A 26,207-nucleotide genomic window follows, 5' to 3' on the forward strand; every position below is an offset into this window, starting at 1 on the left:
AAGTTAATTTTATTTTAAGGTAATTTTATGGTATTAAATGGTTCTATAATTTATAGGGTTGATGGAGAAAATCCACCAACCCTATTTTAGTGTATACAAAAAGGGCTTCATCCCTTATATTAAAAGCGTCTAAACTATTTAAGAGGAGATGAAACCCTATGACTACTATACAAGAAGTTGTGCTACAAATCAAAGATAAAAATGTAAAATGGGAAGATAATGTAGAAGAAGGGTATTTTAAGAAGAAAAAAAGCTTGTTTTTCTTCGCTACCTATACCTATTGCCCAGATGCTTGCCCTAACTGTAGTTGTGTAAATCGTGATTTTTCTATTGTTAAAAACGGTACTCGTACTTCTAGAATTACGCTTAATCCGGTTTCTGGATTACCTGCTTTTCTTAAATTAAGAAAACAGCGTTTCTTCTGCCGTGAATGCTCTCATAGTTTTACTGCTGATACAACTAGTATCGTAGACCTTAATGCTTTTATTTCTAAAAATGTAAAAAATGAAATGAAAGTCAAAGCTTGCGAAACAGTTTCTGAATCTCATATCGCTAAAGAAATGAATGTTTCTGTTCATACTGTTCGCAGAGTTGTCAATGAAACTGCTGAATCTCTTAGAATTAAACCTTTAAATGAGTTACCTGAACATATGTGTTGGGATGAATTTAAGTCTGTAGCCTCCGCTGAAGCTAGTATGAGTTTTGCTTATTGTGACGCTATTACTCATCAACTTGTTGATGTTGTTCAAGATAGAAAAATGGAGAATTTAGTTCGTTATTTCAACCGATTTCCTTTACAAACTCGCTTAAATGTTAAAACAATTTCGATTGATATGTATGCTCCATACATTAAAGTGATTAAACATTTATTCCCTAAGGCTAAAATTATTATTGATTCATTCCATATTATTCAAGCTTTAAATAGAGAATTAAACAAGACAAGAACAAGAAAAATGAATCAAGTACGTTATAAAAACAGACGTCTTTATAATAAATTAAAACGTTACTGGAAACTAATCTTAAAAAATCGAGATGACCTTCAATCCTATCACTACAGCTATTACCGATTATTCGATTGGTTAACGCATTCTCAAGGAATTGTAGATTATTTATTACAAGAAGTACCTTCACTTAAACCAGAATATGAAACAGTACATCAATTAAGAGAAGCTTTTAAAGAGAGAAATTTCATTGAATTTAAAGAAGAATTGATGAGTGTACAACCAAAACTTCTGTCTGATGGATTAAATCGTGTTCTCCAAACATTTAAGAAATTTTTACCGTATTTACAAAATTCTTGTGAGTATACAACACTTTCAAATGGACCTATTGAAGGGATTAACAACAAGATAAAAGTACTTAAAAGAAATGCATATGGCTACAGCAGTTTTACTCATTTTAGAAATAGAATTCTACTAATGTCTAAACTATTTACTCCAACAACTAAAAAAGGAATTAAGCAACCTGACGCTGCTTAATTCCTTCACTAAAATTGTTTCATCAACCCTATTTGACAAAGAGCCTATTAAATTAATCTAATTCTGCTTCTTGATATTCTGGATATCCATGGGCTACACGACTTGCTGCTGCTGCTGCAATGGCACCTACGATATCATCTAGAAATGTGTGGCAGCAGCCACTTGATTTATCATTTAATAATTGTAAAATTCCTGGTTTTACTTTATCGATATAACCATAGTTTGTAAATCCGATAGAACCATAAACATTTACGATAGATAAAGCAAGAATTTCGTCTACACCATATAAACCTTCATCTTTTGTAAGAATATCATTTAATGGTTGTGATAGTTGATTTTTTTCTGCTAATTTATCTAACTCAATTCCTGTAATGATGGCGTTTTGTACTTCACGTTTTTTTAGAACAAATTCAACATTATTGTAGCAGTGTTCAATTGTTAAATTAGGAAAATATGGTTCTTGTAAGAAATGAACTAATTTTGCAATTTCTTCTAACTCAACTCCACGTTCGTGAAGAAGTGATAGTGCATATTCATGTAATTCTTTTGTATTTTTCATAAAAAACTCTCCTTCTACGTTTCCAATTGTTTAAAGTGGAAACGAATACATCATTGTACCATATATTATTAGAAAAGAGAAGAACTATGAATGGTTTGGGTTCTTTTTTCAGGATGAATGTATGCCATTGCTTGGTTGACAGCAATCGGCGCTTCACCAAATCCTGTTGCGATAATTTGAACTTTTCCTTCGTATGTAGCAATGTCACCAACGGCAAAAATACCTGGAAGGTTTGTTTCCATTTTACTATTCGTGATGATTGCGTTTCTTTGAAGTTCTAATCCCCAATCTTTAATGGATCCGATAGAAGAGGAAATACCATAGCTGACAATGAAGTCATCCACTTCTAATTCAATTTCTTCTTCTCCACGAGCTTGTTTAAATGTAACAGATTGTAGAGTATTTCCATCTCCGTTTAAGCGTTCAGGAATATATGGAGTGAAGATTTCAATAGAAGAATTTTGAACTAATTCAACACTATGTTCGTGTGCTCTAAATTGTGGACGACGGTGAATGATGCTAACTTTTTTGGCGATATTTTCTAACGCTAATGCCCAGTCAACGGCTGAATCTCCACCACCACAAATGGCAATGTTTTTATCTCTAAATCGTTCTAAATTCGTAACGAAGTAGTGCAGTTGATGATTTTCATAATTTTCTGCACCTTCTAATTCTAATTTGCGAGGACGGAAAGCTCCGTTTCCACATGCAATAATAATCGTTCTTGCAAAGTGTTTTTGTTTAGAAGTTCTAATTTCATAGTAGTCCTCGAATTTTTCAATTTGAAGAGCTTCTTCTTTTAAGCAAATTTGTGTAGCTTCAAATCGCTCTAATTGCTTCATTAAGTTTTCTACTAAATCTCCAGCTAAAATTTCAGGATAAGCGGGAATATCGTAAACCATTTTTTCAGGATATAACATTCCAGGTTGTCCTCCAAGTTGAGGAAGGCTTTCGATAATTTTTACACTAGCTTGACGAAGTCCAGCATAAAAAGCTGTAAATAATCCCACGGGTCCACCGCCAATAATGGCAATATCTACGATTTCTGTTGTTGTCATTTCATTCTCCATTCTTAGAAATATAAGAAGCGTAATAGGATAGCCATTACAATTCCTGTCATTGCTCCACCAAATACTTCTACTGGTTTATGTCCAAGATATTTCTTAATAATTAATTTTTTATTTTCTTCTGTATTAAATAATTGAATTGGTTCATCATCATCAATTTCAATGTCTGATAATTTTGTAGTTTCATCTCTTAATTGTTCTTCAAATAATTGTGATAATAAAATTCCTTGTTCACCACTTTGACGTCTAACTGCCATCGCATCAAACATAACAATAACACCAAATGTTGTGGCAATTGCTACAAGTGGAGAAGCAAATCCATATTCCAATCCAAGAGCTGTAATGAGTGAAGTAACGGCAGCAGAGTGAGAACTTGGCATTCCACCCGTACTTGTCATAAGGGATAAATGTGCTCCTTTTTTTCGAGTGAAAAAAGCAATTGGAAATTTAACAAATTGTGCAAATAAGATTGATGATAATGCTGCTATTAAAGGATAATTTTCAAAAATAGTCATATATATACACTCTTTCCTAATTAGTCCTTTATACTATACCATATTCTCAAACGTTATACCAAATAAGGAAAGGAAAAACAGTAAATAAAAGGGGAAAGTTTTTGATGGACGTGGTATACTAGGCTCAGTAGTGTTCGAAAGAAGGGATATTCATGACAGAAGTAAATCAAGTCCCAATTCACTGTGAAACATGTCAAAAGTCTTTTGACTATACGATTTATCAAAATGTGAATGTGACTGAAACTCCAGAGTTAAAAGAAAAATTAATGAATCAAACAGTATTTCAATGTACTTGTCCACATTGTGAGCAAAAATATTTTATTCCGTATATTTTGAATTATCAAGATATGGATAAAAAAATATTAATTCATTTCTTCCCGAAAGAAGAAGAAATGCAAAAGGAATTGCAACAAGTTTTAATCGATGATCAAACGACCAATCAAGATTTCTTAGATAGCGGATATGCTGTTCGTTATGTGGGAAGTTGTGATGAATTTTTTGAAAAGTTATGCATTGCAGAAGAAGGGTATGACGATCGTATTATTGAAATTGTAAAATATTATTGCGTAGATCGAATGTTGCAAAAAAACATCGTATTTGATCGTATTCTTTTTAGTAACCGACAAGATGCAGGAGTAGGAATTTATATTGTAAATGGAAAGAAAATTTCTCATTTTATTCCAGTTTCTGAAGAACTATTAAAAATTGCAGAAAAACAATTGGAAAAAGCAAAACCAGAAAAAGATTTGTTAGTGGATCGCTATTGGGCACAAATTGTCGCTTCTGTTGGAGAAGAGTAGGTTGAAACTTCGTCCATAAATTGATAAAAAAAGCATTTTATGGTTTAATTGAAACAGTATAAAACTTAGAAAAGAAGGGAAGGATAAGGGGAAAATGGTTATATTTCCACAATTAAGAAGACAATTAAAAGGGAACCCAGTTGTAATTTTACATACAAATATGGGGGATATTACGTTAGAATTATTTGAAAAGCGTGCACCAAAGACCGTTAAAAACTTTGTGACACATGCGAAAAATGGATATTACGACGGAGTAATTTTCCATCGTGTCATTGAAGACTTTATGATTCAAGGAGGAGACCCAACTGGTACTGGTATGGGTGGAGAATCGATTTGGGGTCCAAAATTTGAAGATGAGTTTTCAAAAGAATTATTTAATCTTTATGGAGCTCTTTCAATGGCAAATGCTGGTCCAAATACAAATGGTTCACAATTTTTCATTGTTACAGCAAAACATGTTCCTGCTCAAATGTTAACACAATTAAAAGAGATGGGATGGCCAGAAAAAATCGTTGAAGCTTATGCAAAAGATGGTGGAACACCATGGTTGGATCATCGTCATACCGTTTTTGGTCGTGTTGTTGAAGGAATGGATGTCGTATTAAAAATTGAATCCGTTAAACGTAATGGTCAAGATCGTCCATTAGAAGATGTTGTGATTGAATCAGCTACAGTAGTGAAAAGGTAGGGGTTGAACATGACACAGACGTATCGCATTGGAGATGTGATTACTGCTAAAGTGACAGGAGTTCAGCCTTATGGAATTTTTCTAGCTTTGGATGAAGAAACACAAGGATTAATTCATATTTCTGAATGTAAGCATGGATATATGGATAATGTGCATAATTTTGTAAAAATTGGAGAAGAAGTAACTGCAAAAGTGATTGATGTCGATGAATTTACCGATAAAATTAGTTTATCGATTCGTGCATTAGAAAAACTAGATGTACCTTCTACACCAACGAGAATTAAACGCAATAAGAAACGCTTTACTCCACCAATTGGATTTTCATCTTTAGCGCATCAATTGCCGTATTGGATTGAAGAAGCACAAGAAAAATTTGTAAAGCCGAAGGAAACTAAAGCATAGTAGTACTCATTTTATAGAAAAATTGATATAATAGAAGAAGAAATTTTTAGGAGGTTCATTATGGGACATATTTCATTTGATTATTCCAAAGCATTAGGTTTCTTTAAGCAAGAAGAAATCGATCAATTACAATCAACTGTAACAGCAGTTGACAAAGATTTAAGAGAGGGATTAGGAGCAGGTGCAGATTTCACTGGTTGGATTAACTTACCACGTGACTATGACAAAGAAGAATTTGCTCGTATCAAAGAAGCAGCTAAAAAAATTCAAGAAGATTCTGAAGTATTAGTTGTGATTGGTATCGGTGGTTCATATTTAGGAGCTCGTGCAGCAATTGATTTCTTAAATCATGCATTCTACAACTATTTACCAGCAGAACAACGTAAAGCACCTCAAGTGTTATTTGCAGGAAACAGCATTAGCTCAACTTACTTACATGGTTTAATTGAGTTAATTGGAGACCGTGATTTCTCAGTAAACGTTATTTCTAAATCAGGTACAACTACAGAACCAGCGATTGCGTTCCGTGTGTTTAAAGATTTATTAATTAAAAAATATGGTAAAGAAGAAGCGGTTAAACGTATTTATGCAACAACTGACCGTGCTCGTGGAGCATTAAAATCAGAAGCAGATGTTGAAGGTTATCAAACATTTGTCATTCCAGATGATGTAGGTGGTCGTTTCACTGTATTAACAGCTGTAGGTTTATTACCAATTGCTGTAACTGGTGCAGATGTAGATGCATTAATGCAAGGGGCTGAAGATGCTCGTGTGGCTTATAGCTCACCAAACTTAAAAGAAAATGAAGCTTATCAATATGCGGTAGCAAGAAATGTGTTATACCGTAAAGGTAAAGTGACTGAATTATTAATTAATTATGAGCCAACTTTACAATACTTCTCAGAATGGTGGAAACAATTATTCGGTGAATCAGAAGGTAAAGACTTGAAAGGTATTTATCCTTCAAGTGCGAACTTCTCAACTGATTTACACTCATTAGGTCAATATATCCAAGAAGGTCAACGTAATATCTTCGAAACTGTTATTAAAGTGGGTACTCCTAATGAAACTGTAACAATTCCTGAAACTGAGGAAGATTTAGATGGTTTAGGTTATTTACAAGGTAAAACAATGGATTTTGTAAATACAAAAGCTTTCCAAGGTACTTTATTAGCGCATACGGATGGTCAAGTGCCAAACTTTGTTGTAACAATTCCTGATATGTCAGCTTATACTTTAGGTCATTTAATTTACTTCTTCGAAATCGCTGTAGGTATTTCTGGTTACTTAAATGGTGTGAATCCATTTGACCAACCTGGTGTTGAAGCGTATAAGAAAAATATGTTTGCTTTATTAGGTAAACCAGGATTTGAAGACTTAGCAGAAGAGTTGAACAATCGTTTATAATATAAATATTTAATTGGAATTTCCGATATGTAGCAAAGGACGCCAGCAGACCTGCGGTCTCATGGCTAAATTTCGAGCCTAGGTCTCGAAATTTCCTGTGATTGGAACGGCTGTGCCGTTTCAATCACTACTGCCACGGGGGAATTCCTTTTTTTTATAATGGCACATTAAAAGACACCACTTTTTGTGGTGTCTTTGTTTCCTTATTCTACCAAATCTTTATAGTAATAAATGGCTAATTGGGTTCTGTCTCTTACGTTTAATTTTTCTAAGAGTAGGGAGAGGTAGTTTCGGATGGTGCCTTCACTTAGGTACATTTTTTCTGCGATTTCTTTATTATTGTATCCTTCTGCCACTAAATACAATAATTCATTTTCACGTTCATTCAGAAGTTTGCTTGTTTTTTTTGATAGACTTTTTTAACCGGCATATCAATTGTTGAATCATATACTATTTGATGATTCATAACCGCTTCGATGGCAGGGATAATGCCTTTAATATGTTGCTTTAATAAATAACCTTTACAGCCAATCGCTAATGCTTTTGTAATATACTCATCATCTTGAAAGGTCGTTAAAAATAAAATTTTTGCTTCAGGATAGTCTTGTAAAATTTGACTAGCTGCATCAATTCCAGAATTAGGTTCCATTCGAATGTCCATTAAAACTAAATCAGGCTGATGTTGTTCGTATAGTTGAATCGCTTCAGCTCCATTACTTCCCATTCCAACGACTTCAATATGAGATTGGGCAGAAAGAATAGTTTCTAATGCTTGTAACACTAAATAATCATCATCGATAAGAATGGTTTTAATCATGAGAGGCCTCCTGTTTTGGAATACGAATAAAAATTTCATATCCATTATTTGTTTGAAGTGTAAAATCTCCATTATGTTTTTCCACTAATTCCTTCATCATGGTTAGTCCCATGCCTGAGGGAGTATTCGTTGGACGGTCACCATTGTCTCTATAATTAATGGTGTAAGTTGTTTTTTGTTCTAAAAGGAATAATTGAATTTGCGTTCCATTAGAATGTTTCATAAAGTTTGTTGTCAATTCCTTACAGATCGTTAAAATATCATATTTTACATTAATAGGAATACTATCTGATATAGTGTTTGTAAAATTTAGCTGTGCTTTTTCTTTCAAAGGTTGAAGGAGTGTATCCATTCTTTGCGAAAGTGAGAATGAGTCATCATACATTTGATGGATTGTTAATCGAATGTCATCCATTTCCTGTTGTAAAATACTTGATAAATGTTCTAATTTTTCTTCTACAACGGGTTCAGTTGTAATAATTTGCAGCGCTTCTAATTGCATAATAGAAGCACTCAAAGTATGTCCTAGTTGATCATGTAATGCATGAGAAATCCGATTTCTTTCTTTTAAGGTCGCAATTTCCATTTGCTTTAAAACTTCATCAGAATTTGATTGTTGGCGCTGTATTAATTTCAAGCGTTCTAATTCTAAATTATTTTGGATTTGATAATTTTTCTTTTGAAAAGCTTCATCTTTTTGAGTTTGTATTAGGATATAGCTGCCAATGATGCCGAGGATAAGGGTAAATAAATTAGGCTGTAAAAATAAAATCCCCCCAGAAAAAATTCCCCATAAACCATATAAATGAACAGCATGCATAATGAACAGTACACTATAAAGTCCAGTCTGTGGGAATAGAATACAAAGTATTCCAGAAATCCCTAATGCAATCGATGAAATGAATTTTGAACTGACATAAGGGGAAAGTGAGAGGATATACATACAAAATCCTAGAAAAATTGTCAACAGTTCAATATTTTCCTGTGCTAAAAAAATACTGATGAGAATAAAAAATAATGATTTTTCAATGAATGTACGCAAGGCTATCCCTCCAATCTGCTTTTTATTGTAGTGTAACTGAAAAAGCCATAAAATTCTATAAAAATATGACAAATGTCATATGAAAATGATGATATTTGACACTAGGTAAGAGTGAAAACATTTTATATACTAAGATTGTGATGAAAGGATCGGTGAAAATATGGAAACAAGTATTGTAGTAAAAGGTTTAGTGAAACGATATAAAGATTTAATGGCGTTAAATCACTTTGAAATTGAAATTCAAAAAGGGGAGTTATTAGCGCTTCTTGGTCCAAATGGCTGTGGAAAAACAACTTTAATCAATTGTATGCTAGGATTTTTAACATTTGATAGTGGAGAGATTACAGTGTTAGGAGAAAATCAATTTCCATTATCTGCTAAAGCTAGAGGGCAAATTGGAATTGTACCACAAGAGTTAGCTTATTTAGAAAATTTAACAGTGGAAGAAAATATTGATTTCTTTTGTGGACTATACATTTCAGATTCAACATTGCGAAAACAATATGTAAAAGAAGCGATTGAATTTACAGAATTACAAGATTTTCGTAAATTTCTTCCGAAAAAATTAAGTGGTGGATTGAAACGCCGATTAAATATTGCTTGCGGAATTGTCCATAAACCTTCCTTAATTTTCTTTGATGAGCCAACTGTTGCAGTTGATACTCAAAGTCGTTCGTTTATTTTAGACGGAATTCGTCAATTAAATGAAAAAGGCAGTACCATTATTTATACCACTCATTATTTAGATGAAGTGGATGGATTAAGTGATCGTATTGTGATTATGGATAAAGGAAAGAGCATTATTTCTGGAACGTCTCAAGAATTAAAAGCATCGATTACTATTTCAGAAATTATTCAAGTAGAATTAACGACCATTCCAACAAGTGAACAATTAGAGCGATTAAGACAAATTCCTCAAATTTTAGTGATGGAAGAACAAAAACAACAGTTGAAGTTTCATTTTAAAAAGGGAAATAATCATTTAATGCATGTTGCCAACACGATTGAAGAATTGCAGTTAAATTATGTGCGTTTATATAGTGAACAACCAAGTTTAGATGATGTGTTTCTAGCCTATACTGGGAAAGGACTTCGTGATAGATGATGACATTTCTAAAGTTATTTAAGTATTTATTTAAAGATGCGGTAAAAGATTTTGCATTTTCATTTTGGGTATTATGTTATCCGGTAATTTTAACGACTTTCTTTTATTTATCTCTTTCTGGTGTGATTCATCAAGAATTAACTCCAGTTCGTGTGGCGATGACTAAGGATCATCCTTTTCATTTTGTATTCGAACAAGCAGGGGAGAATTTTGAAATTACAGATGTCACTTCAGCAGAAGAAGGAAAGCAGTTAACGCTTGATGGTGAAGTCGATGGATTTGTTGATGATCAGTTGGATGTTGTAGTCGCAAAAGAATCAGGTACTCCTCAAAGTGTGTTAAAAAATGTCATAACTCAAATTAAGCAAGTTCAGTCTCTTGGCCAAAGTGCCTCTTCGATTGATTTTCAAAAAAGTTGGATAACAGAAACAAAGAGTGAGGTCAGTGAAGGAACAATGATGTTCTATTCAAGTCTAGCAAGTTTTGCAATGTATTCAATCTTTAGTGGAGTTGTTTGTGTAGCATATATGAATGGTAATTTATCTGAAGTGGGACGAAGAGTTATGGGAAGTTCATTTAGTAAATGGAAATTTCTGATTTACAGTTTTGCTACAGGATTAACGTTGAATCTAGTTTCAAATATTATTTTATTAGTGTATTTAACGCAAATTCTTAAATTGCAATTATTTTCTGATTGGACAGGAAGTATAGCATTGATGGTTATCGGGAATATTTTTGGATTAGCATTAGGAATTTTAGTGGGGACACTTCAACAGCTCAGTATGCAAGGAAGAATTATCATTGCTTTAATGATGAATATGATTTTATCGGCTATTGCAGGGTTAATGGGAAGTGCTATTCGAGTATTTATAAATAGTAGTTTGCCATGGGTGAATCAGTTTAATCCGGTAGCTTTAATCATGTCTGGTTTTTATCAATTGAATCGTTTTAATGGAAGTACCCAAATGGGGAGAATTTATGGATTACTTGGAATTTATATTGCCCTCTTAACTGTATGTGCATTTTGGAGATTAAGGAGAACACGTTATGACAGTTTATAAATATTTTTTAAAACTTGCAAATCGGTATAAAATGTATGCCATCGTTTATTTAATAATTTTTATAGGAATGGCCTTACTTCAAGTCTCTGGAAAGAATGAAACGAGTAAATTTGAAGATACTTCTATTAAAATGATAATAAAAGATGAGTCGAATGGAACTGATGAAATCATGAAACATTTAGTTCAAACACTGCAAAAAAATCATAACGTACAGTTCACAACGAACAGTGATACAAGTGTGAAAGAAATGATTTATGCAGGGGATGTAGATGCAGTGTTATGGATTCCAAGTGATGTACATTCAAAATTGGAAAAAGAACAAGAAGTTGTTGCAATGGAAATCTCTCATTCATTATCGGGTCATTTAATTCGTGAGTACGTAAATGCATATATTCGATACGCAGTCGCTTTAAAAAAACAAGGGGATTTTAGTGCGGAAAAAATTGATACTATTATGTCTCAAGAAGCTAAAGTAACATTGCTATCGAAAGAAGTAGTATCCAGTCAATACTCTAAAGAAAAATTTGGTGAACATTATTTTGCTTATAGTCCATTTATCTATTTTTCAGTGTTCATTTATTTATTTGGTACAATTTTTTCTAAAATGAAAGGAAAAGAAGTTGCCAAGAGAATTGCGATTGCGATGAAAGATGAGCGTAGAGTGATGTTGGAACAATTTTTAGCAGGGTTAACGATTGTAGGTTTGATTGTTGGCATTAATCTGCTTTTTGTAGAAATATTATCTCCTGAATTTTATACGAGTTCTCAAGCGTTGAAGATTTTATTATTGAGTACAGTTTCGGCAATTTCAGCTTATGCTTTGTCATTTCTTTGTGCAGTAGTTATTGGCGAGAACCAATATGCTTATTCAGCTGCAAGTACAATATTTGGGATGGGGCTAGCGTTTTTATCTGGAATTTTTGTTCCTTTAGATCTCGTAAGTTCTTTTGGAGTGAATATTGCTAAATTCTTCCCTGTTTATTACGTGACTTCTGCAGCGAACAATTCTTCAACAGAGTTTTCAAGTTATGCATTCCATTTAGGGATGATTGTTTTATTTACTATTTTATATGTCGTAATGGCGTTTAGCGTGCAGCGCATTCGTCGCAATAAAAAATTTATTTAATTGGAATTTCCTTAAAGTAGCAAAGGACGCAAGCAGCCTCGCAAAAGCGAGGCTCATTGCTGCTACGGGGAAATTCCTTTTTTGTTTCTCTTACATAGTTTTTTATTGCATCAATCTTTGTTTTCATCTAACATAGAATAAAAGAGCTACAAGGAGGAATTTTATGAAAATTGTTGGATTAACAGGTGGGATTTCTTCTGGGAAATCCACGGTATCTTCTTATTTAAAACAATTGAAAATTCCTGTCATTGATGCAGATGAAGTTGCTCGTAAAGTAGTCGAACCTAATAGTCAAGGTGCCAGAGAAATTAGAAAAGTTTTCGGTAGTGATGTGTTTGAAGAAAATGGAAGCTTAAATCGTCAAAAATTAGGGGAATTAGTTTTTTCAAATGCAGAAAACCGTCAAAAATTAGATGCTCTATTACAGCCTCTCATTAAAATTATGATTTTAGATGAAATCGAAGAGTATCGTCAAAAAGGGGAGAATATGATTGTCTTAGATTTGCCACTATTATTTGAAAAGCATTACGAGGAATTATGCGAAGAAATTATCGTTGTTTATGTCCCAAAAGAAATACAATTAGAACGATTAATGAAGAGAAATCAATATACAAAACAAGAAGCGATGTCTCGAATCGATTCTCAATTATCCATCGAAGAAAAACGAAAAAGAGCGACAGTATTATTGGATAATCAAACTTCGATTCAGCAGTTATATCATCAAGTTGAACAGTGGCTAGTAGAAAAGAAAAATGATATACTACAATAAGAAAAAAGTAGAAGAAAGGGGACATCGTCATGCAATGTCCAAAATGTAAATTTAATGGTTCACGAGTGATTGATAGCCGTCCAGCAGACGATGGTCGTTCAATTCGAAGAAGAAGAGAATGCGATGAATGTGGTTATCGATTTACAACTTTTGAACGGTTAGAAAAAGCGCCGATTTTAGTCATTAAAAGAAATGGAAATCGTGAAGCGTTTAGTCGTGAAAAATTATTAAATGGATTAGTTCGCTCAGCTGAAAAACGTCCGATTCCATTAAGTCAATTAGAACAAATTGTGAATGAAGTAGAACATAAAATTAATCAAGAGGGAGAAAATGAAATCTCAAGTATGTTAATCGGAGAGATGGTCATGGATTACCTCGCTAAAATTGATGATATTGCTTATATTCGTTTTGCAAGTGTCTATCGTCAATTTACCGATCGAAAAATGTTCTTAAAAGAATTAGAAAGAATGTCTTTTGAAATGGATCGTAAAGATAGTCAATCATAATAGGAGGATCAAATGGACGAGAAATCAATAAAGTGGAGTCAGTTGAATCCACGTGATTGTATTCAAGTAACTCAGCAAGTTTGGCTGACACAACGTGAATTACAATTTGTGACACAATTATATGTACCATTTTTAGGGGTTCAAGCCTCAACTTTATATTTAGTCTTATTTAGTGAGCTTTCTCCGAATTCCTATCAAAGTGATGTCATTCGATTGGCGGATTTATTGGCGTTAGTGAATATGGGAATTCCAGATTTTTACCAAGCAAGAATCCGTTTAGAATCGGTTGGCTTATTAAAAACATATCGTTATGAAGATGAAGAATCGATTAGTGCTCAATATACATTTGAATTACAAGCACCAGCAAGTCCAAATTTATTTTTCAAAGATGCTTTATTATCGACACTTTTAGTGAATCAAGTGGGGCATCAACGTTTTGAAATTTTACAAAAACGTTTTAGTGTAAAAGAAAAGGCTGCTTATGGGGAAGAGGTGACCAGTACTTTCCAAGAAGGATTCCAATTACCTTTCAATATGTCACAGTACAAGAGAAATATTGCTCAAGAAAAACAAATGATTAAAGATGTGAAGCAACAAGAATCATTAGTCATGAATTCTACTATTGATTGGGAATTATTAACCGATCTATTAAAGAGTCAATTTGTTCATGAACAGGCTTTAACGCCTGAGGTGAAGCAAATGTTAAATAGCTTCCAATTATATTATGGATTAACGGAAAGAGAAATTGCGCAATATGTGATTTATGCTGCGGATTTATCAACGGGTGAAATCGATGAAAAGGAATTGTATTCCATTATTATAAATGCAAATCAGCATTTAGCAGCACCTAAACAAGAGGAGGTTATTGTAACTCCAGTTGTTTCTAAAAAAGAAAGTATGCCTGCAGTTTCAGAAGTTGTTGCAAAAGAAAAACAAAAAGCAAGTCAAGCGGCTACTCATTTGCCTCAAACGATTCAACGATTAATAACCTTAGCAAAAGAAATGACACCATTTGACTTTATGACAAGTATTAAGCAACAAAGAAATGGCTATGTTTCAAATGGAGAACAACGAATTATTTTAGATTTAGTTCAAGTAGGAACGATTCCATCAGAAGTGATTAATATTTTAATTCATTACGTATTAGTTGTTAAAAATAATCCAACGATTAATAAAAATTTAATCGATACCATTGCAAATGATTGGAGTCAAAAAGGCATTCAAACAGCTGAAAGTGCCATTGAAGCGGTTCGACAAAGAGATAAAGAGTTTAAAGCAAGTCGTAAAGAAAAAATCGAAAATCGACAAGCACAGTCATATTCAGGTAAAAAATATTATGGAAATGCTCCAAAAGGAAGAGTGGCTTCTGTTCCTGACTGGGCAATGAAACCAAATGAAACAAAAGAAAGTCCATTAGATGATGAAAATCTTCAATTGTTAAAAGCACAGCTTTCTCAATTGAAAACAAGTGGGAATTCTGAACAAATGAAGGGAGAATAGTGATGGAAGGAATGCAAGATTTATTTGGCAATAAAACAGCTACTACAGCATTTCAACAACAGTATCAGAAAATTATAGCAGAAGTTTTACAAGATAAAGAAGTTCAACAATTTTTACAAGAACATCAAGAAGAAATTCCGCAAGAAAATTTAGTGAAAAGCTATTCAGCCCTATTGGAATATATTCAACAACGTGATGCTCGTATCCAAGGAGTAGAAACATACATTAAAGGGATGGAACCCTTATTAAGGGTGAACCAAGGTTTTGTTGAAGTCGTGTATCGTCCGACTCAAGAGTTTATCCAAAAACAACAGAAGCAAGATTTAACGAATCGAATTCATGCCATTAATATGCCTAAAAATTTATTACAGGTGACATTAAATTCCTTAGATATTACAAAAGAGCGTCAAGAAATTTTTAAAGCTTCATTGCAATTTATTAATGAATTATCTGCAAAGCCAAATGAATTTCACCGTGCGATTTATTTAGTCGGGTCATTTGGAGTAGGGAAGACTTATTTCTTAGCAGCTATTGCAAATGAATTAGCTCAAATCGGATTTGAAACAACTTTAGTGCATGTTCCAAGTTTATCAAGTGAACTCAAAAGTGCGATTGGTGCTAATCGTTTAGAAGAAAAGGTTGAAATTTTAAAAACTTCTCCAATTTTAATGTTAGATGATATTGGAGCTGAATCAAATTCTGCTTGGTTTAGAGATGAAATTTTAATGATTGTATTGGAATATCGTATGATGCAAGAATTACCAACATTCTTTTCATCTAATTTAACGATTGAAGAATTACAAGAACATTTAAGTGTCTCTAATCGTGGAGATGTAGAATTATTAAAAGCAAAACGTTTGATTGAACGTGTACGTTTCCTATCGAAAGAAATTTTCTTAGCTGGAGAAAATCGTCGCTATTCATAATTTTAAAATAGCTTGATTTTTATAAAAAATAGTGGTTAAATATTAATGAATTAAATATTTTGAAAATGATGAAAAAGACAAGAAACTGTTATCTGGTTATCTAATAGAGAGAAGTGGGTTGGTGGAACACTTCATCCGAGATAGTTTTACCACTTTTGAATCCTTGTTTGAATGAAGTAAGGCAAGGCGTAGCGGAGCGTTAGTCCGTTTAAGAGATTCGTTTAAAACGAATGAATTTGGGTGGAACCACGTAGAAATAACGTCCCATAGTTTGTATGAGTATGCAAACTATGGTTTTTTTGTTTTTTTAAAGCATTTTTGAAAGGAAAGAAGGAGAACAATGTCAATGATTAAAGTTACATTTCCAGATGGAGCTGTAAAAGAATTTGAACAAGGGATTTCAGTAAAAGAAGTTGCTGAAAGTATTAGTAAGAGCTTAGCAAAAAAAGCACTTGCAGGTAAAGTAAATGGAGAATTAGTCGATTTAAATCAAGCATTAACAGAAGATGCAAGTATTGAAATCGTAACACCAGACCATGAAGATGCATTAGGAATTTTGCGTCACTCAACAGCACACTTATTAGCGCATGCGTTAACTCGTTTATACCCAGGAATTCATTTTGGGGTGGGACCTGCAATTGAATCAGGATTTTATTATGATACAGATATGCCAAACCAATTAACAGAAGATGCTCTTCCAGAAGTGGAAGCAGAAATGATGAGAATTGTAAAAGAAAACTATCCAATCGTACGTCGTGAAGTAAGCCGTGCAGAAGCGTTAGAAATTTTTGCAAATGATCCATATAAAGTAGAATTAATTAATGGTTTACCAGAAGATGAAACAATTTCTATTTATCAACAAGAAGATTTCGTAGACTTATGTCGTGGAATCCACGTACCTTCAACAGGACGTATTCAAGTCTTCAAATTATTATCTCTTGCTGGAGCATATTGGAGAGGAAATTCTGATAATAAGATGATGCAACGTGTATACGGTACAGCATTCTTTGATAAAGCAGATTTAAAAGAATTCTTGAAAATGCGTGAAGAAGCAAAAGAACGTGACCATCGTAAATTAGGAAAAGAATTAGACTTATTTATGATTAGCCAAGAAGTTGGCTCAGGATTACCATTCTGGTTACCAAAAGGTGCTACAATTCGTCGTACAATTGAACGTTATATTGTAGACAAAGAAATTTCTCTTGGATACCAACATGTATATACTCCAGTAATGGCTGATGTAGGTTTGTATAAAACTTCAGGTCACTGGGCACACTATCAAGAAGATATGTTCCCTCCAATGGATATGGGAGATGGAGAATTATTAGTATTACGTCCAATGAACTGTCCACACCATATGATGGTTTATAAAAATCATATTCACAGCTATCGTGAATTACCTATTCGTATTGCTGAGTTAGGAATGATGCACCGTTACGAAAAATCAGGAGCATTATCTGGCCTACAACGTGTACGTGAAATGACATTAAATGATGGTCATACATTTGTTCGTCCTGATCAAATTAAAGATGAGTTCAAACGTATTCTTGATTTAATTCGTGAAGTATATAAAGATTTCAATGTAAAAGATTATCGATTCCGTTTAAGTTATCGTGATCCAGAAGATAAACACAAATACTTCGATGATGATGAAATGTGGAATAAAGCAGAAGCAATGTTAAAAGAAGCAATGGATGAAATGGGCTTAGAATATTTCGAAGCAATTGGTGAAGCTGCTTTCTATGGTCCAAAATTAGATATCCAATTCAAAACAGCAATGGGCTTAGAAGAAACAATGTCTACAATCCAATTAGACTTCTTATTACCAGAACGTTTTGACTTAACTTATGTAGGTGAAGATGGTGACAATACTCACCGTCCAGTAGTTATTCACCGTGGGGTAGTATCAACTGCAGAACGTTTTGTAGCTTACTTAATCGAAGAATATAAAGGAGCATTCCCAACTTGGTTAGCTCCAGTTCAAGCGACTTTAATTCCAGTAAGTGTGGAACATCATTATGATGCAGCTCGTGCATTAAAAGAAAAAATGATGAGCTTAGGATTACGTGTTGAATTAGATGACCGTAATGAAAAAATGGGTTACAAGATTCGTGCCTCTCAAACACAAAAAATCCCTTATCAATTAGTAATTGGGGATAAAGAAGTAGAAGAAGGAACAGTTACAGTTCGTCGCTATGGTTCAAAAGAAACTGTTACAATGACAATTGAAGCATACTTAGAACGTGTTCAACGTGAAATTGCAAACTTCTCTCGTCCGTTAGAAGATTAATCTAATTAGTAAATAAGTTTCCATCGGTTTATCCGGTGGATATTTGTTTAAAGTTACAAAAAAGGAGTTCATATATGACAACGATTGAAAATCCGATGGGAACGCAACCCGTCAAAAAATTATTGATGCAATTAGCGATTCCCGCAATGATTGCTAATGTCGTCAATGCCCTATATAATATTGTAGATCAAATTTTTATCGGACAAGGAGTTGGGTATTTAGGAAATGCTGCGACAAATATTGCATTTCCAATTACAACGATTTGTTTAGCATTAGGTTTAATGACAGGAGTAGGGGCTGCATCCAATTTTAATTTAGAATTAGGGCGTAAAGAAGTCAATAAAGCTAAAAGAATAGCAGGAACAGCGGTTATTCAATTAATTGTGATGGGAATTGCAATTTTCCTGCTTGTTCAAATCTTTTTAGCACCATTAATGCAATTGTTTGGAGCAACGGAACAAATTTTTGATTATGCCATGGAGTATTCTCGCATTACGGCTTATGGTATTCCGTTTTTCTTATTTTCAACAGGATTTAATCCTCTTGTTCGTTCAGATGGAAGAGCGACATTTTCAATGATGGCAATTATTGTCGGAGCTGTTTTAAACACAGTATTAGATCCAATTTTTATTTTTGTATTTCAAATGGGAATCGCTGGAGCCGCTTGGGCAACGGTGTTAAGTCAAATGATTTCAGCACTGTTATTATTTTCTTATATTCCAAAGTTTCGTTCCGTGAAGTTTCAATGGGAAGATTTTATTCCGCATATGCAGCAAGTAGAAGCCATTGCTGCTCTTGGATTAACTTCCTTTATTTTTCAAATTTCTGCTTTAATTGTACAAATTGTTTCCAATAATTTATTAAAAACTTATGGAGCTATGTCTATTTATGGTAGTGAAATTCCAATCGCAGTTGGTGGCATTGTAGCAAAAGTATTTGTCATTTTTATTGCGTTAATTATTGGAATGACTCAAGGCGTTCAACCAATTGTTGGTTATAATTATGGAGCAAAGCATTATTTACGAGTACGTCAAACCATCTTTTTAGCTTTAAAAATTGGATTTGGTCTCTCATTTGTCACTTGGGCAGTGTTTGAAATTTTCCCATTACAAATTATTGAATTATTCGGAAATGGAAATGATCTGTATTTTGAATTTGGAGTTCGTTATATGCGTTATTTTATGATGTTTCTATTCATTAATGGGCACACGATTTTAATGACAACATTTTTCCCAGCAATTGGAAAAGCAAAAACAGGAGCGTTTTTATCATTAGCAAGACAATTATTGATTTTATTACCTGTCATGCTTTCGATGACGTATATTTTTGGAGTAGAGGGGATGATGTTTGCTACTCCTGTATCAGATGTGATTGCATTAGTTCTATGTGTGTATTTCTTTAAGCGAGAATTAGACGATATTCATAGGAAAGAAGAATTGATTTTATCCAAATAAACATTAGAGAGTGAAGTAGCTGAATACTTTGCTCTTTTTTCTTTCTAAGATGGAAATGTTTCGTAAATTGGTTTAAGATAGAGGAAAGGAGTGATGACATGGAATGGAAAACTTTATTGGCAACTACTCGTCTTTCAGACAAAGAGTCAAACCATCGTAACGAGTTTGATGATGATTATAAAAGAATTGTAACAAGTCCAGCTTTTAGGCGATTACAAGATAAAACGCAAGTATTTCCTTTAGAAAGATTAGACTTTATTCATACAAGGTTAACACATTCTTTAGAAGTAGCAATGATTGCAAGAACGCTAGTGAGTGAAATTGTACGGTCATTGCAACAAGAGTCATTGACTGAAACAGATTCCAGCAAACAAGAAATGATGAACTATCAAAGTGATATTGCTAGAATTGTAGAATGTGCTAGTTTATTACATGATATTGGTAATCCTCCTTATGGACATTTTGGAGAAGATATTATTCGACAATGGTTTAAGAAGAATTTACCTAAGATTTTAGCAGAATATTCAGATGTTGCAGATGAATTTTTAGAAAGTCCTTATGTACATGATTTTTATCATTTTGAAGGGAACGCTCAATCACTAAGAATTATATCGAAGTTACATGATTTTAAGGGAAACTTTGATGGATTAGATTTAACTCCAGCAACTATTAATACGATTTTAAAATACACACGTGCTTCAAATCAGCCGAAAACGGAGAAAATCACTTCGAAAAAAGTAGGATTTTTTAGATCTGAAGAAGATAATTTTCGTCAAATTACTTCGATTACAGGAACTGGTGAAAATCGCCATCCATTGACGTTTATTTTAGAAGCTGCAGATGATATTGCCTATTTAATAGCAGATATGGAAGATGCCATTGGAAAAGGTGCTTTAAGATTTGCCGTTGTAAAAGAATATTTACATTCCGTATTAAAAGAAGATAAAACTTCTCCGCATTCAAAAAAAGTCGTGAAAATATTAGAAACAATTGATGAAGAAATTTTTAGTATTAATCAATTTTTTGTCGATATAAGAACGATGTTAATCGATGCAGCGACAGAGTCTTTTGTCATTCATTATGATCAGATTATGAATGGTGACTATCAACAAGATTTATTAACGGAGTCTAGTGCGCATGGGTTATACACTCATTTAAGAAAAATTTCTGAAGATAAAATCTATGATCATAAGAGTATTTTACGATTAGAAATTTCAGGTTATTCTACTTTAACGTATTTATTAGATAGTTTTGTTCCACCATTAGTAGCCTATGATACAAACCGTCGATTGGATTATGTTGATTTGAAGAAAATTGGTATCATTTCAGAAAGTCAAAAACGTTCGTATCATTATTTTGCAGAAGGTAAATCTGAAGTAGAGAAATTATATTTACGCTTATTATTGGCAACTGATTTTATATCAGGAATGACGGATAGTTATGCGCATCAACTTTACCGAGATATGGTAGGAATTTAGTAGTTATTTGAAAGGAATTTATACATGAATCAAACATTAGAATATTTACAAGAATTATTAGCAGTCCCTTCTCCAACGGGATATACTGTAGGAGTGCAGGAGTATTTAATGAAAACTCTTGAAAAATTAGGATACCCTTATAAAAGAACACCAAAGGGAAATATTATCGTAACGGTAGAGGGGAAGGACAATGCTAGTAGTCGTGTAGTAACTGCCCATGTGGATACATTAGGAGCGATTGTTCGTGCCATTAAACCAAGTGGTCGTTTGAAATTAGATAAAATTGGTGGTTATCCATGGAATATGATTGAAGGAGAAAACTGTACCGTTCATATTGCTTCAACGGGTGAAAGTGTAACGGGAACAATTTTAATTCATCAAACAAGTTGTCATGTTTATAAAGATGCTGGTACAGCAGAACGGACGCAAGATAATATGGAAGTTCGTTTGGATCTAGTAGTCAATTCTGAACAAGAGACAAGAAGTTTAGGGATTGAAGTGGGAGACTTTGTTTCCTTTGATCCACGTACGACGATAACTCCAACGGGATTTGTAAAAAGTCGTTTCTTAGATGATAAAGTTAGTGCAGCTATTTTATTAAATTTATTAAAAACTTATCGTGATTGGCATATTCAGTTGCCAGTAACGACTCATTTTATGTTTAGTTGTATTGAAGAAACGGGAACGGGAGCGAATAGTAGCATTCCTGAAAATGCTGTGGAATTTTTAGCAGTAGATATGGGAGCTATGGGAGATGACCAACAAACAGATGAATATACGGTTTCTATTTGTGTGAAAGATGGTTCTGGTCCCTATAATTATACGCTACGTCAACATTTAGTAGACTTAGCAAAAGAAAATAAAATTGACTATCGATTAGATATTTATCCATTTTATGGAAGTGATGCTTCAGCAGCCATGTGTGCAGGAGCAGATGTTAAACATGCTCTACTAGGCGCAGGAATTGAATCGAGTCATTCATATGAAAGAACGCATATTAAATCAATTCAAGCAACTGAAGCTTTAGTAGATGCTTATTTAAAAAGCGAATTAGTATAATAAAAACGACTCTTATCGTTTGATAGGAGTCGTTTATTTTATGTTATAGAATGCAATTAATGAGTCTCATAACCCATTAAAATTCCGCCTTGTTCAGCATAGTAGCTACATAATCCACTAGTAGGATAAGCTTGAACATCGGCATTAGGAAATTCAGAGTGAATTGCTGTTGTAATCATGGCACAAATTTCTGGATTGTCACAATGACTAATGGCAACACGTCCACCTTGGTAATTGTTCTTTTTCATTTCATCCCAGATAGCAGTGACAGCACGCTTTTGTCCACGTGCTTTATGGAGTAATTCTAATGTTCCTTCTGTACTAGCTTGTCCAACCATACGAATATTCAGTAATCCAACGACACGTCCAACTAATTTACTTAGGCGACCGTTTTTAACAAGATTATCCACACTTGCTAGAGCAAATAATAGTTTTGTTTTTGAATGATAATTACGAGCTTTCTTAACAACTACTTCGAAAGAAGGATCTTCTTTGATGAAGTTTGCAATGGCTTGTGTGAGTAATACTATTTCTCCACTTGCTGATAAGCTATCGATAATTTCAATGTTTGCATCAGGGTGTTCTTCTAAGTACATTTTTTTGGCTAATTGCGCACTATTATGACTTCCAGATAAAGTACCAGTAATCGTTACAACAATAATGTTATCGGCACCTTCAAATGATTGTAAATAGCTCTCAGGGCTTGGACAAGATGAGGAAGTTTTCCCTTCATAGGCATACATTTTAACCATCATTTGATCAATTTCTAAAGCTTCATTATCAATAAATTCTTCCTCACCTACATGAATCGTTAAAGGAACATTCACATAAGTACAATGCTCAGGTAAAGATTCTACGTGTTTAATATCACAACCAGAATCCGTAATAATTTTCCAAGTCATTTGTTTCCTCCTAGGGATTATATTTTCATTTAATGAATTCACTATACTGATAAAAAAAAGAAATGTCAATGTATAACTGAAACGCTATCACTATTGAAAACAAGTATAAAAATCGTTAAAATAGAATGGAAGAAGAACAAGGAGGAGTTCTAATGAAAAGAGCAGCAATCGTGTTGACAACAGGTTTTGAAGAAATTGAGGCAATAGCGCCAATGGATATTTTACGTCGTGTAGGAGTAGAAGTCGATATAGTTGGAGTATCTGCTAATGTGGCAACGGGTTCTCATGATTTAACAATTTCCACAGATAAAGAATTATTAGCTGTGAAAAAAGAATTATATGATATTGTTATTTTACCCGGTGGTATGCCAGGAGCAAAATTATTAAAAGATCATCAAGAAGTGCAAGATTTTGTCAAACTACATTATGATGCAGGGAAATTGATTGCAGCTAATTGTGCTGCACCGATTGCGATTGAAAATTCTGGAGCATTAAAAAATCGTAACTATACTTGTTATCCTGGATTTGAAAAACAAATTAATGATGGTACTTATACAGGTGATTTTGTACATCAAGATGGACGAGTGATTACCGGATCTGGTCCAGCAGCAGCTTTTGAATTTTCTTATACAATTGTTGAAGCTTTAGGGATTGATGCAGCACCACTAAGAGAAGCGATGGGGTATCATCGTTTGGTACAACAAGGAGTTTAAAAAAACAGAATAATGGTTTAGAATTATTCGAGAATAAATATCAATTAAATGAAAATGGACTATGGTAATTGGAGTTTTAAGTAACGTTTAAGGCTAGTATTAATGTTACAAATATGTTACAATGTTACAGAACGATGTTATCATAGAAGAAATTATCCGAATATTAAAGAATAGAGAAGGGATTCTATGCACGAAAAAGAATTGAAACAATTAAAAGAGAGGCTAAGAGAAGATGGCGTTAGAATGACCACTCAAAGAATAGCCATTTTAGATTATTTAGCAGAGGCACATCATCCTACTGCAGAAGATATTTATACTGCTATTGTAGCTAAGGATCCAAATATTAGTATGGCAACCGTTTACAATAATTTAAATAAATTAACATATGAAGGATATTTACTAGAATTAACATATGGAGATGATGCTAGTAGATATGATTTTAATATCGGGAAGCATTATCATGTTGTTTGTCAAGAATGTGGTATTGTGGAGGATTTATTTTATCCCTTATTAGAAGATGTAGAATCAGTTGCAGAAAGTTTAACAGGGTATAAAGTTCTAGGACATCGAATGGAAGTTTTTGGAGTTTGTCCAAAATGTCAAAAAAATTATAAAAAGTGAAGATTAGGACGAGGTTACTATGAAGAAAAATTTGAAGGGAATAAAACGATTTGAACCACCTCAAATGATTGCGTTAGCTATCATGATTTTATTGTTAGTATTAGTGGAGTGGTTTGTAGTTAGCACTTTAGCAAAAAATCACTTAATTAGAAGAAATCAAGAAATCATGAAGAAAGTAGAAGAGGAAGATGCTAAACAATACAATGAAGCAGTAGAAGTTCAAACTCAAACAATAGGTAATACTGTAATTACTGTTTCCTATCCTACTATTGACCAACAAGTCGTAGAACCTATTCAAAAGCAATTAGATGCATTGTTAGAAAAAGCAAAAGAACAATATAAAGATGAATCTATTCGAACTTGGGTATATTTGAAAGTTTATCAATCTCATGTTTTAACGGGAATTCAAGATGTCTACTATTATCAATCTGTTTATCAGGAAACGAAAAAAGGATTGGAACAAGTAGCTTATGATGAATTAAATCATCAATTAGAAGGAAAAGAAAAGTCTGGAACAGCTGTTATTAGTGAATTATTTGTGAATGATTTAGAAGTTACGAATCATTTTGTAAAAAAAGCAATGAAAGTTGCTAAGGAACAATCGTTATCAGAGGAACAAACGGAGCAGTTGTTAAAAGAATTTGCATATGAAAATTGGAAGAATTTAGATGCCTCTATCATTCAAAATGGATTTAGATTCAATTTGAAAGAACCTATTCAAACTAGCAATGGAAAAACGTTACGCCAAATTTCATTTGCGTTCCAAGAGCTATTTCCAATTTTAAAGAGTGATCGTATTCCTGAAAGCCAACAAGAAGCTTATGAAAGTTGGAAAAATCAATTAGAAGAACGTTTAAATGAAAAACGTGTAGCAATTAGTTTTGATGATGGTCCAAGTAGTGAGTTGACTCCGAAAGTATTAGAGATTTTAAAACGTTATGGAGTTCATGCAACATTTTATATTATGGGGAAACATGTTCCTGGTAATGAAGAGATTATTAAACAAATTATTGATGAAGGACACGAGGTAGGAAATCATTCTTACAGTCATCCGTTGTTAACTACGTTAACTCCTGAAGGAGTCTATAAACAAGTAGCCGATACTCAAAAGTTAATTGGGGATGCTACTGGTGGAATTCGTCCAACAACTTTAAGACCTCCATATGGTGGTTTTAATCGTATGGTTGCAGAACAAGCAGGTATCGCAATTTTAAATTGGTCTGTGGATACTTTAGATTGGAAGAATCGTAATGTGAATAGTATTCTTCAAGAAGTTAGAGAAGGAACTTATAATGGTTCGATTATTTTAATGCACGATATTCATCCAAAAACAGTTGAAGCTTTACCAAGATTATTAGATTTCCTACAACAGGAAGGATATGCAATTGGTTCAATTGAAGAATTAATGGGTGGACAAGCAATGTTACCAAATCATGTATACTTCGATAGAAAATCACATAAAGAAGTTCAATAATAAACTTATCAAATTACTTGATTTTTTGATAGAGTTACGTTAATCTATTAGTGTGTTTTAACACAGACTTTGTACCGAGTTTTGCGATTCACCAACGTTTTACTCAGTAGAAGGAATATTATAAGAAAGAGGTGTTTAGAAATGGCTATTTCTAAAGAACAAAAAAACGCAATCATCAAAGAGTACGCGATTAAAGAAGGAGATACTGGTTCACCAGAAGTACAAATTGCTGTACTTACTTACGAAATCAATCACTTAAACGATCATATTCGTGTACACAAAAAAGACTACCACTCAAATCGTGGTTTATTGAAAAAAGTTGGTCACCGTCGTAACTTATTAGCTTACTTACGTAACAAAGATATCCAACGTTACCGTGAGTTAATCAACCGTTTAGGTTTACGTCGTTAATCAAAAGATTCAACAAGTCTCACTCCATCGTTTTTCG

25 protein-coding genes, 1 pseudogene and 1 other annotated feature are annotated in these 26,207 nt (G+C 33.3%); of the genes and pseudogenes, 20 read left to right on the top strand and 6 right to left on the bottom strand.

The features are described 5' to 3' along the window. Positions 1-158 precede the first annotated feature (158 nt). Positions 159-1,478, top strand: a complete 1,320-nt coding sequence (locus LK443_RS06415) for an ISL3 family transposase (RefSeq protein WP_227931116.1) — start codon at positions 159-161, stop codon at positions 1,476-1,478. Between the two features lie 52 nt (positions 1,479-1,530). Here LK443_RS06415 and LK443_RS06420 read toward each other — a convergent pair whose 3' ends face one another. The 3 genes from LK443_RS06420 to LK443_RS06430 all read right to left on the bottom strand — a co-directional run bounded on the left by LK443_RS06420 (position 1,531) and on the right by LK443_RS06430 (position 3,619). Further along, a complete protein-coding gene (locus LK443_RS06420) occupies positions 1,531-2,037 on the bottom strand; it encodes a phosphatidylglycerophosphatase A (RefSeq protein WP_227931117.1) in 507 nt (168 codons plus the stop codon). A gap of 68 nt (positions 2,038-2,105) precedes the next feature. Then, on the bottom strand, positions 2,106-3,107 hold the full coding sequence (locus LK443_RS06425; protein WP_227931118.1) for an NAD(P)/FAD-dependent oxidoreductase: 1,002 nt from the start codon (positions 3,105-3,107) through the stop codon (positions 2,106-2,108). A gap of 2 nt (positions 3,108-3,109) precedes the next feature. After that, positions 3,110-3,619, bottom strand: a complete 510-nt coding sequence (locus LK443_RS06430; protein WP_227931119.1) for a divergent PAP2 family protein — start codon at positions 3,617-3,619, stop codon at positions 3,110-3,112. 152 nt (positions 3,620-3,771) lie between these two features. Between LK443_RS06430 and LK443_RS06435 the strand changes: the two genes are divergently transcribed. The 4 genes from LK443_RS06435 to LK443_RS06450 all read left to right on the top strand — a co-directional run bounded on the left by LK443_RS06435 (position 3,772) and on the right by LK443_RS06450 (position 6,916). Continuing rightward, a complete protein-coding gene (locus LK443_RS06435; RefSeq protein WP_227931120.1) occupies positions 3,772-4,419 on the top strand; it encodes a CpXC domain-containing protein in 648 nt (215 codons plus the stop codon). A 94-nt stretch (positions 4,420-4,513) separates the two neighbouring features. Further along, a complete protein-coding gene (locus LK443_RS06440; protein ID WP_227931121.1) occupies positions 4,514-5,107 on the top strand; it encodes a peptidylprolyl isomerase in 594 nt (197 codons plus the stop codon). A gap of 9 nt (positions 5,108-5,116) precedes the next feature. Further along, positions 5,117-5,509: a CvfD/Ygs/GSP13 family RNA-binding post-transcriptional regulator gene (locus LK443_RS06445; protein ID WP_227931122.1), complete on the top strand. Its 393-nt coding sequence runs from the start codon at positions 5,117-5,119 to the stop codon at positions 5,507-5,509. A gap of 60 nt (positions 5,510-5,569) precedes the next feature. Next, entirely contained in the window at positions 5,570-6,916 is a 1,347-nt protein-coding gene (locus LK443_RS06450) for a glucose-6-phosphate isomerase (RefSeq protein WP_227931123.1), read from the top strand. 203 nt (positions 6,917-7,119) lie between these two features. Here the strand turns inward: LK443_RS06450 and LK443_RS06455 are convergent. Next, positions 7,120-7,733: pseudogene (locus LK443_RS06455) on the bottom strand (response regulator). Beyond that, the gene (locus LK443_RS06460; protein ID WP_227931124.1) at positions 7,726-8,775 is read right to left on the bottom strand and encodes a sensor histidine kinase; all 1,050 of its coding nucleotides are present in this window, start codon (positions 8,773-8,775) and stop codon (positions 7,726-7,728) included. The pseudogene LK443_RS06455 and the gene LK443_RS06460 overlap by 8 nt, the downstream one beginning before the upstream one ends. 160 nt (positions 8,776-8,935) lie before the next feature. Between LK443_RS06460 and LK443_RS06465 the strand changes: the two genes are divergently transcribed. The 11 genes from LK443_RS06465 (at position 8,936) to LK443_RS06515 (ending at position 22,049) form a co-directional block, all read left to right on the top strand. Continuing rightward, a complete protein-coding gene (locus tag LK443_RS06465; RefSeq protein WP_227931125.1) occupies positions 8,936-9,880 on the top strand; it encodes an ABC transporter ATP-binding protein in 945 nt (314 codons plus the stop codon). Beyond that, positions 9,877-10,941, top strand: coding sequence for an ABC transporter permease (locus tag LK443_RS06470; protein WP_227931126.1), 1,065 nt, complete (start codon positions 9,877-9,879; stop codon positions 10,939-10,941). Before LK443_RS06465 ends, LK443_RS06470 begins: the two co-directional genes overlap by 4 nt. Next, positions 10,928-12,067 carry an ABC transporter permease gene (locus LK443_RS06475; RefSeq protein WP_227931127.1) on the top strand — a complete coding sequence of 380 codons (1,140 nt, stop codon included), beginning with the start codon at positions 10,928-10,930 and terminating at the stop codon, positions 12,065-12,067. The genes LK443_RS06470 and LK443_RS06475 overlap by 14 nt, the downstream gene beginning before the upstream one ends. A gap of 163 nt (positions 12,068-12,230) precedes the next feature. Next, the gene (gene coaE / locus LK443_RS06480) at positions 12,231-12,836 is read left to right on the top strand and encodes a dephospho-CoA kinase (RefSeq protein ID WP_227931128.1); all 606 of its coding nucleotides are present in this window, start codon (positions 12,231-12,233) and stop codon (positions 12,834-12,836) included. Between the two features lie 29 nt (positions 12,837-12,865). After that, on the top strand, positions 12,866-13,342 hold the full coding sequence (gene nrdR / locus LK443_RS06485) for a transcriptional regulator NrdR (protein WP_227931129.1): 477 nt from the start codon (positions 12,866-12,868) through the stop codon (positions 13,340-13,342). Between the two features lie 12 nt (positions 13,343-13,354). Beyond that, positions 13,355-14,842: a replication initiation and membrane attachment family protein gene (locus LK443_RS06490; RefSeq protein WP_227931130.1), complete on the top strand. Its 1,488-nt coding sequence runs from the start codon at positions 13,355-13,357 to the stop codon at positions 14,840-14,842. 2 nt (positions 14,843-14,844) lie between these two features. Then, entirely contained in the window at positions 14,845-15,768 is a 924-nt protein-coding gene (gene dnaI, locus LK443_RS06495) for a primosomal protein DnaI (protein WP_227931131.1), read from the top strand. 59 nt (positions 15,769-15,827) lie between these two features. Further along, positions 15,828-16,038, top strand: a binding site (T-box leader). A gap of 76 nt (positions 16,039-16,114) precedes the next feature. Further along, positions 16,115-18,058, top strand: a complete 1,944-nt coding sequence (gene thrS, locus LK443_RS06500) for a threonine--tRNA ligase (RefSeq protein ID WP_227931132.1) — start codon at positions 16,115-16,117, stop codon at positions 18,056-18,058. Positions 18,059-18,132: 74 nt separating this feature from the next. Further along, entirely contained in the window at positions 18,133-19,512 is a 1,380-nt protein-coding gene (locus tag LK443_RS06505) for an MATE family efflux transporter (protein WP_227931133.1), read from the top strand. A gap of 98 nt (positions 19,513-19,610) precedes the next feature. Beyond that, positions 19,611-20,990, top strand: coding sequence for a deoxyguanosinetriphosphate triphosphohydrolase (locus tag LK443_RS06510; protein WP_227931134.1), 1,380 nt, complete (start codon positions 19,611-19,613; stop codon positions 20,988-20,990). 24 nt (positions 20,991-21,014) lie between these two features. Next, positions 21,015-22,049, top strand: a complete 1,035-nt coding sequence (locus LK443_RS06515) for a M42 family metallopeptidase (RefSeq protein ID WP_227931135.1) — start codon at positions 21,015-21,017, stop codon at positions 22,047-22,049. 56 nt (positions 22,050-22,105) lie between these two features. Here LK443_RS06515 and LK443_RS06520 read toward each other — a convergent pair whose 3' ends face one another. Next, on the bottom strand, positions 22,106-22,951 hold the full coding sequence (locus LK443_RS06520) for a DegV family protein (RefSeq protein WP_227931136.1): 846 nt from the start codon (positions 22,949-22,951) through the stop codon (positions 22,106-22,108). A gap of 152 nt (positions 22,952-23,103) precedes the next feature. Here LK443_RS06520 and LK443_RS06525 point away from each other — a divergent pair, with 152 nt between their 5' ends. From LK443_RS06525 to rpsO, 4 genes are all read left to right on the top strand, one after another. Further along, positions 23,104-23,664 (top strand): DJ-1 family glyoxalase III, encoded by a 561-nt coding sequence (locus tag LK443_RS06525; protein WP_227931137.1) that lies wholly within the window; start codon positions 23,104-23,106, stop codon positions 23,662-23,664. Positions 23,665-23,850: 186 nt separating this feature from the next. Continuing rightward, positions 23,851-24,285 (top strand): Fur family transcriptional regulator, encoded by a 435-nt coding sequence (locus LK443_RS06530; RefSeq protein ID WP_227931138.1) that lies wholly within the window; start codon positions 23,851-23,853, stop codon positions 24,283-24,285. Positions 24,286-24,304: 19 nt separating this feature from the next. Further along, a complete protein-coding gene (locus LK443_RS06535; RefSeq protein ID WP_227931139.1) occupies positions 24,305-25,759 on the top strand; it encodes a polysaccharide deacetylase family protein in 1,455 nt (484 codons plus the stop codon). A 141-nt stretch (positions 25,760-25,900) separates the two neighbouring features. Then, the gene (rpsO, locus tag LK443_RS06540; protein ID WP_006702365.1) at positions 25,901-26,170 is read left to right on the top strand and encodes a 30S ribosomal protein S15; all 270 of its coding nucleotides are present in this window, start codon (positions 25,901-25,903) and stop codon (positions 26,168-26,170) included. Positions 26,171-26,207 lie beyond the last annotated feature (37 nt).

The sequence above is a fragment of the Granulicatella elegans genome (genome assembly GCF_020735385.1).
Classification (GTDB): Bacteria; Bacillota; Bacilli; order Lactobacillales; family Aerococcaceae; genus Granulicatella; species Granulicatella elegans_B.

Excerpts from the sequence above, each read along its gene's own strand:
- LK443_RS06435 (WP_227931120.1), top strand. The coding sequence starts at position 3,772 with ATGACAGAAGTAAATCAAGTCCCAATTCACTGTGAAACATGTCAAAAG.
- LK443_RS06420 (WP_227931117.1), bottom strand. The coding sequence starts at position 2,037 with ATGAAAAATACAAAAGAATTACATGAATATGCACTATCACTTCTTCAC.
- LK443_RS06505 (WP_227931133.1), top strand. The coding sequence starts at position 18,133 with ATGACAACGATTGAAAATCCGATGGGAACGCAACCCGTCAAAAAATTA.
- LK443_RS06465 (WP_227931125.1), top strand. The coding sequence starts at position 8,936 with ATGGAAACAAGTATTGTAGTAAAAGGTTTAGTGAAACGATATAAAGAT.
- nrdR (WP_227931129.1), top strand. The coding sequence starts at position 12,866 with ATGCAATGTCCAAAATGTAAATTTAATGGTTCACGAGTGATTGATAGC.
- rpsO (WP_006702365.1), top strand. The coding sequence starts at position 25,901 with ATGGCTATTTCTAAAGAACAAAAAAACGCAATCATCAAAGAGTACGCG.
- LK443_RS06535 (WP_227931139.1), top strand. The coding sequence starts at position 24,305 with ATGAAGAAAAATTTGAAGGGAATAAAACGATTTGAACCACCTCAAATG.
- LK443_RS06475 (WP_227931127.1), top strand. The coding sequence starts at position 10,928 with ATGACAGTTTATAAATATTTTTTAAAACTTGCAAATCGGTATAAAATG.
- LK443_RS06515 (WP_227931135.1), top strand. The coding sequence starts at position 21,015 with ATGAATCAAACATTAGAATATTTACAAGAATTATTAGCAGTCCCTTCT.
- LK443_RS06425 (WP_227931118.1), bottom strand. The coding sequence starts at position 3,107 with ATGGAGAATGAAATGACAACAACAGAAATCGTAGATATTGCCATTATT.
- LK443_RS06445 (WP_227931122.1), top strand. The coding sequence starts at position 5,117 with ATGACACAGACGTATCGCATTGGAGATGTGATTACTGCTAAAGTGACA.
- LK443_RS06450 (WP_227931123.1), top strand. The coding sequence starts at position 5,570 with ATGGGACATATTTCATTTGATTATTCCAAAGCATTAGGTTTCTTTAAG.
- LK443_RS06520 (WP_227931136.1), bottom strand. The coding sequence starts at position 22,951 with ATGACTTGGAAAATTATTACGGATTCTGGTTGTGATATTAAACACGTA.
- LK443_RS06490 (WP_227931130.1), top strand. The coding sequence starts at position 13,355 with ATGGACGAGAAATCAATAAAGTGGAGTCAGTTGAATCCACGTGATTGT.
- LK443_RS06415 (WP_227931116.1), top strand. The coding sequence starts at position 159 with ATGACTACTATACAAGAAGTTGTGCTACAAATCAAAGATAAAAATGTA.
- LK443_RS06440 (WP_227931121.1), top strand. The coding sequence starts at position 4,514 with ATGGTTATATTTCCACAATTAAGAAGACAATTAAAAGGGAACCCAGTT.
- dnaI (WP_227931131.1), top strand. The coding sequence starts at position 14,845 with ATGGAAGGAATGCAAGATTTATTTGGCAATAAAACAGCTACTACAGCA.
- LK443_RS06470 (WP_227931126.1), top strand. The coding sequence starts at position 9,877 with ATGATGACATTTCTAAAGTTATTTAAGTATTTATTTAAAGATGCGGTA.
- thrS (WP_227931132.1), top strand. The coding sequence starts at position 16,115 with ATGATTAAAGTTACATTTCCAGATGGAGCTGTAAAAGAATTTGAACAA.
- LK443_RS06530 (WP_227931138.1), top strand. The coding sequence starts at position 23,851 with ATGCACGAAAAAGAATTGAAACAATTAAAAGAGAGGCTAAGAGAAGAT.
- LK443_RS06510 (WP_227931134.1), top strand. The coding sequence starts at position 19,611 with ATGGAATGGAAAACTTTATTGGCAACTACTCGTCTTTCAGACAAAGAG.
- LK443_RS06430 (WP_227931119.1), bottom strand. The coding sequence starts at position 3,619 with ATGACTATTTTTGAAAATTATCCTTTAATAGCAGCATTATCATCAATC.
- coaE (WP_227931128.1), top strand. The coding sequence starts at position 12,231 with ATGAAAATTGTTGGATTAACAGGTGGGATTTCTTCTGGGAAATCCACG.
- LK443_RS06525 (WP_227931137.1), top strand. The coding sequence starts at position 23,104 with ATGAAAAGAGCAGCAATCGTGTTGACAACAGGTTTTGAAGAAATTGAG.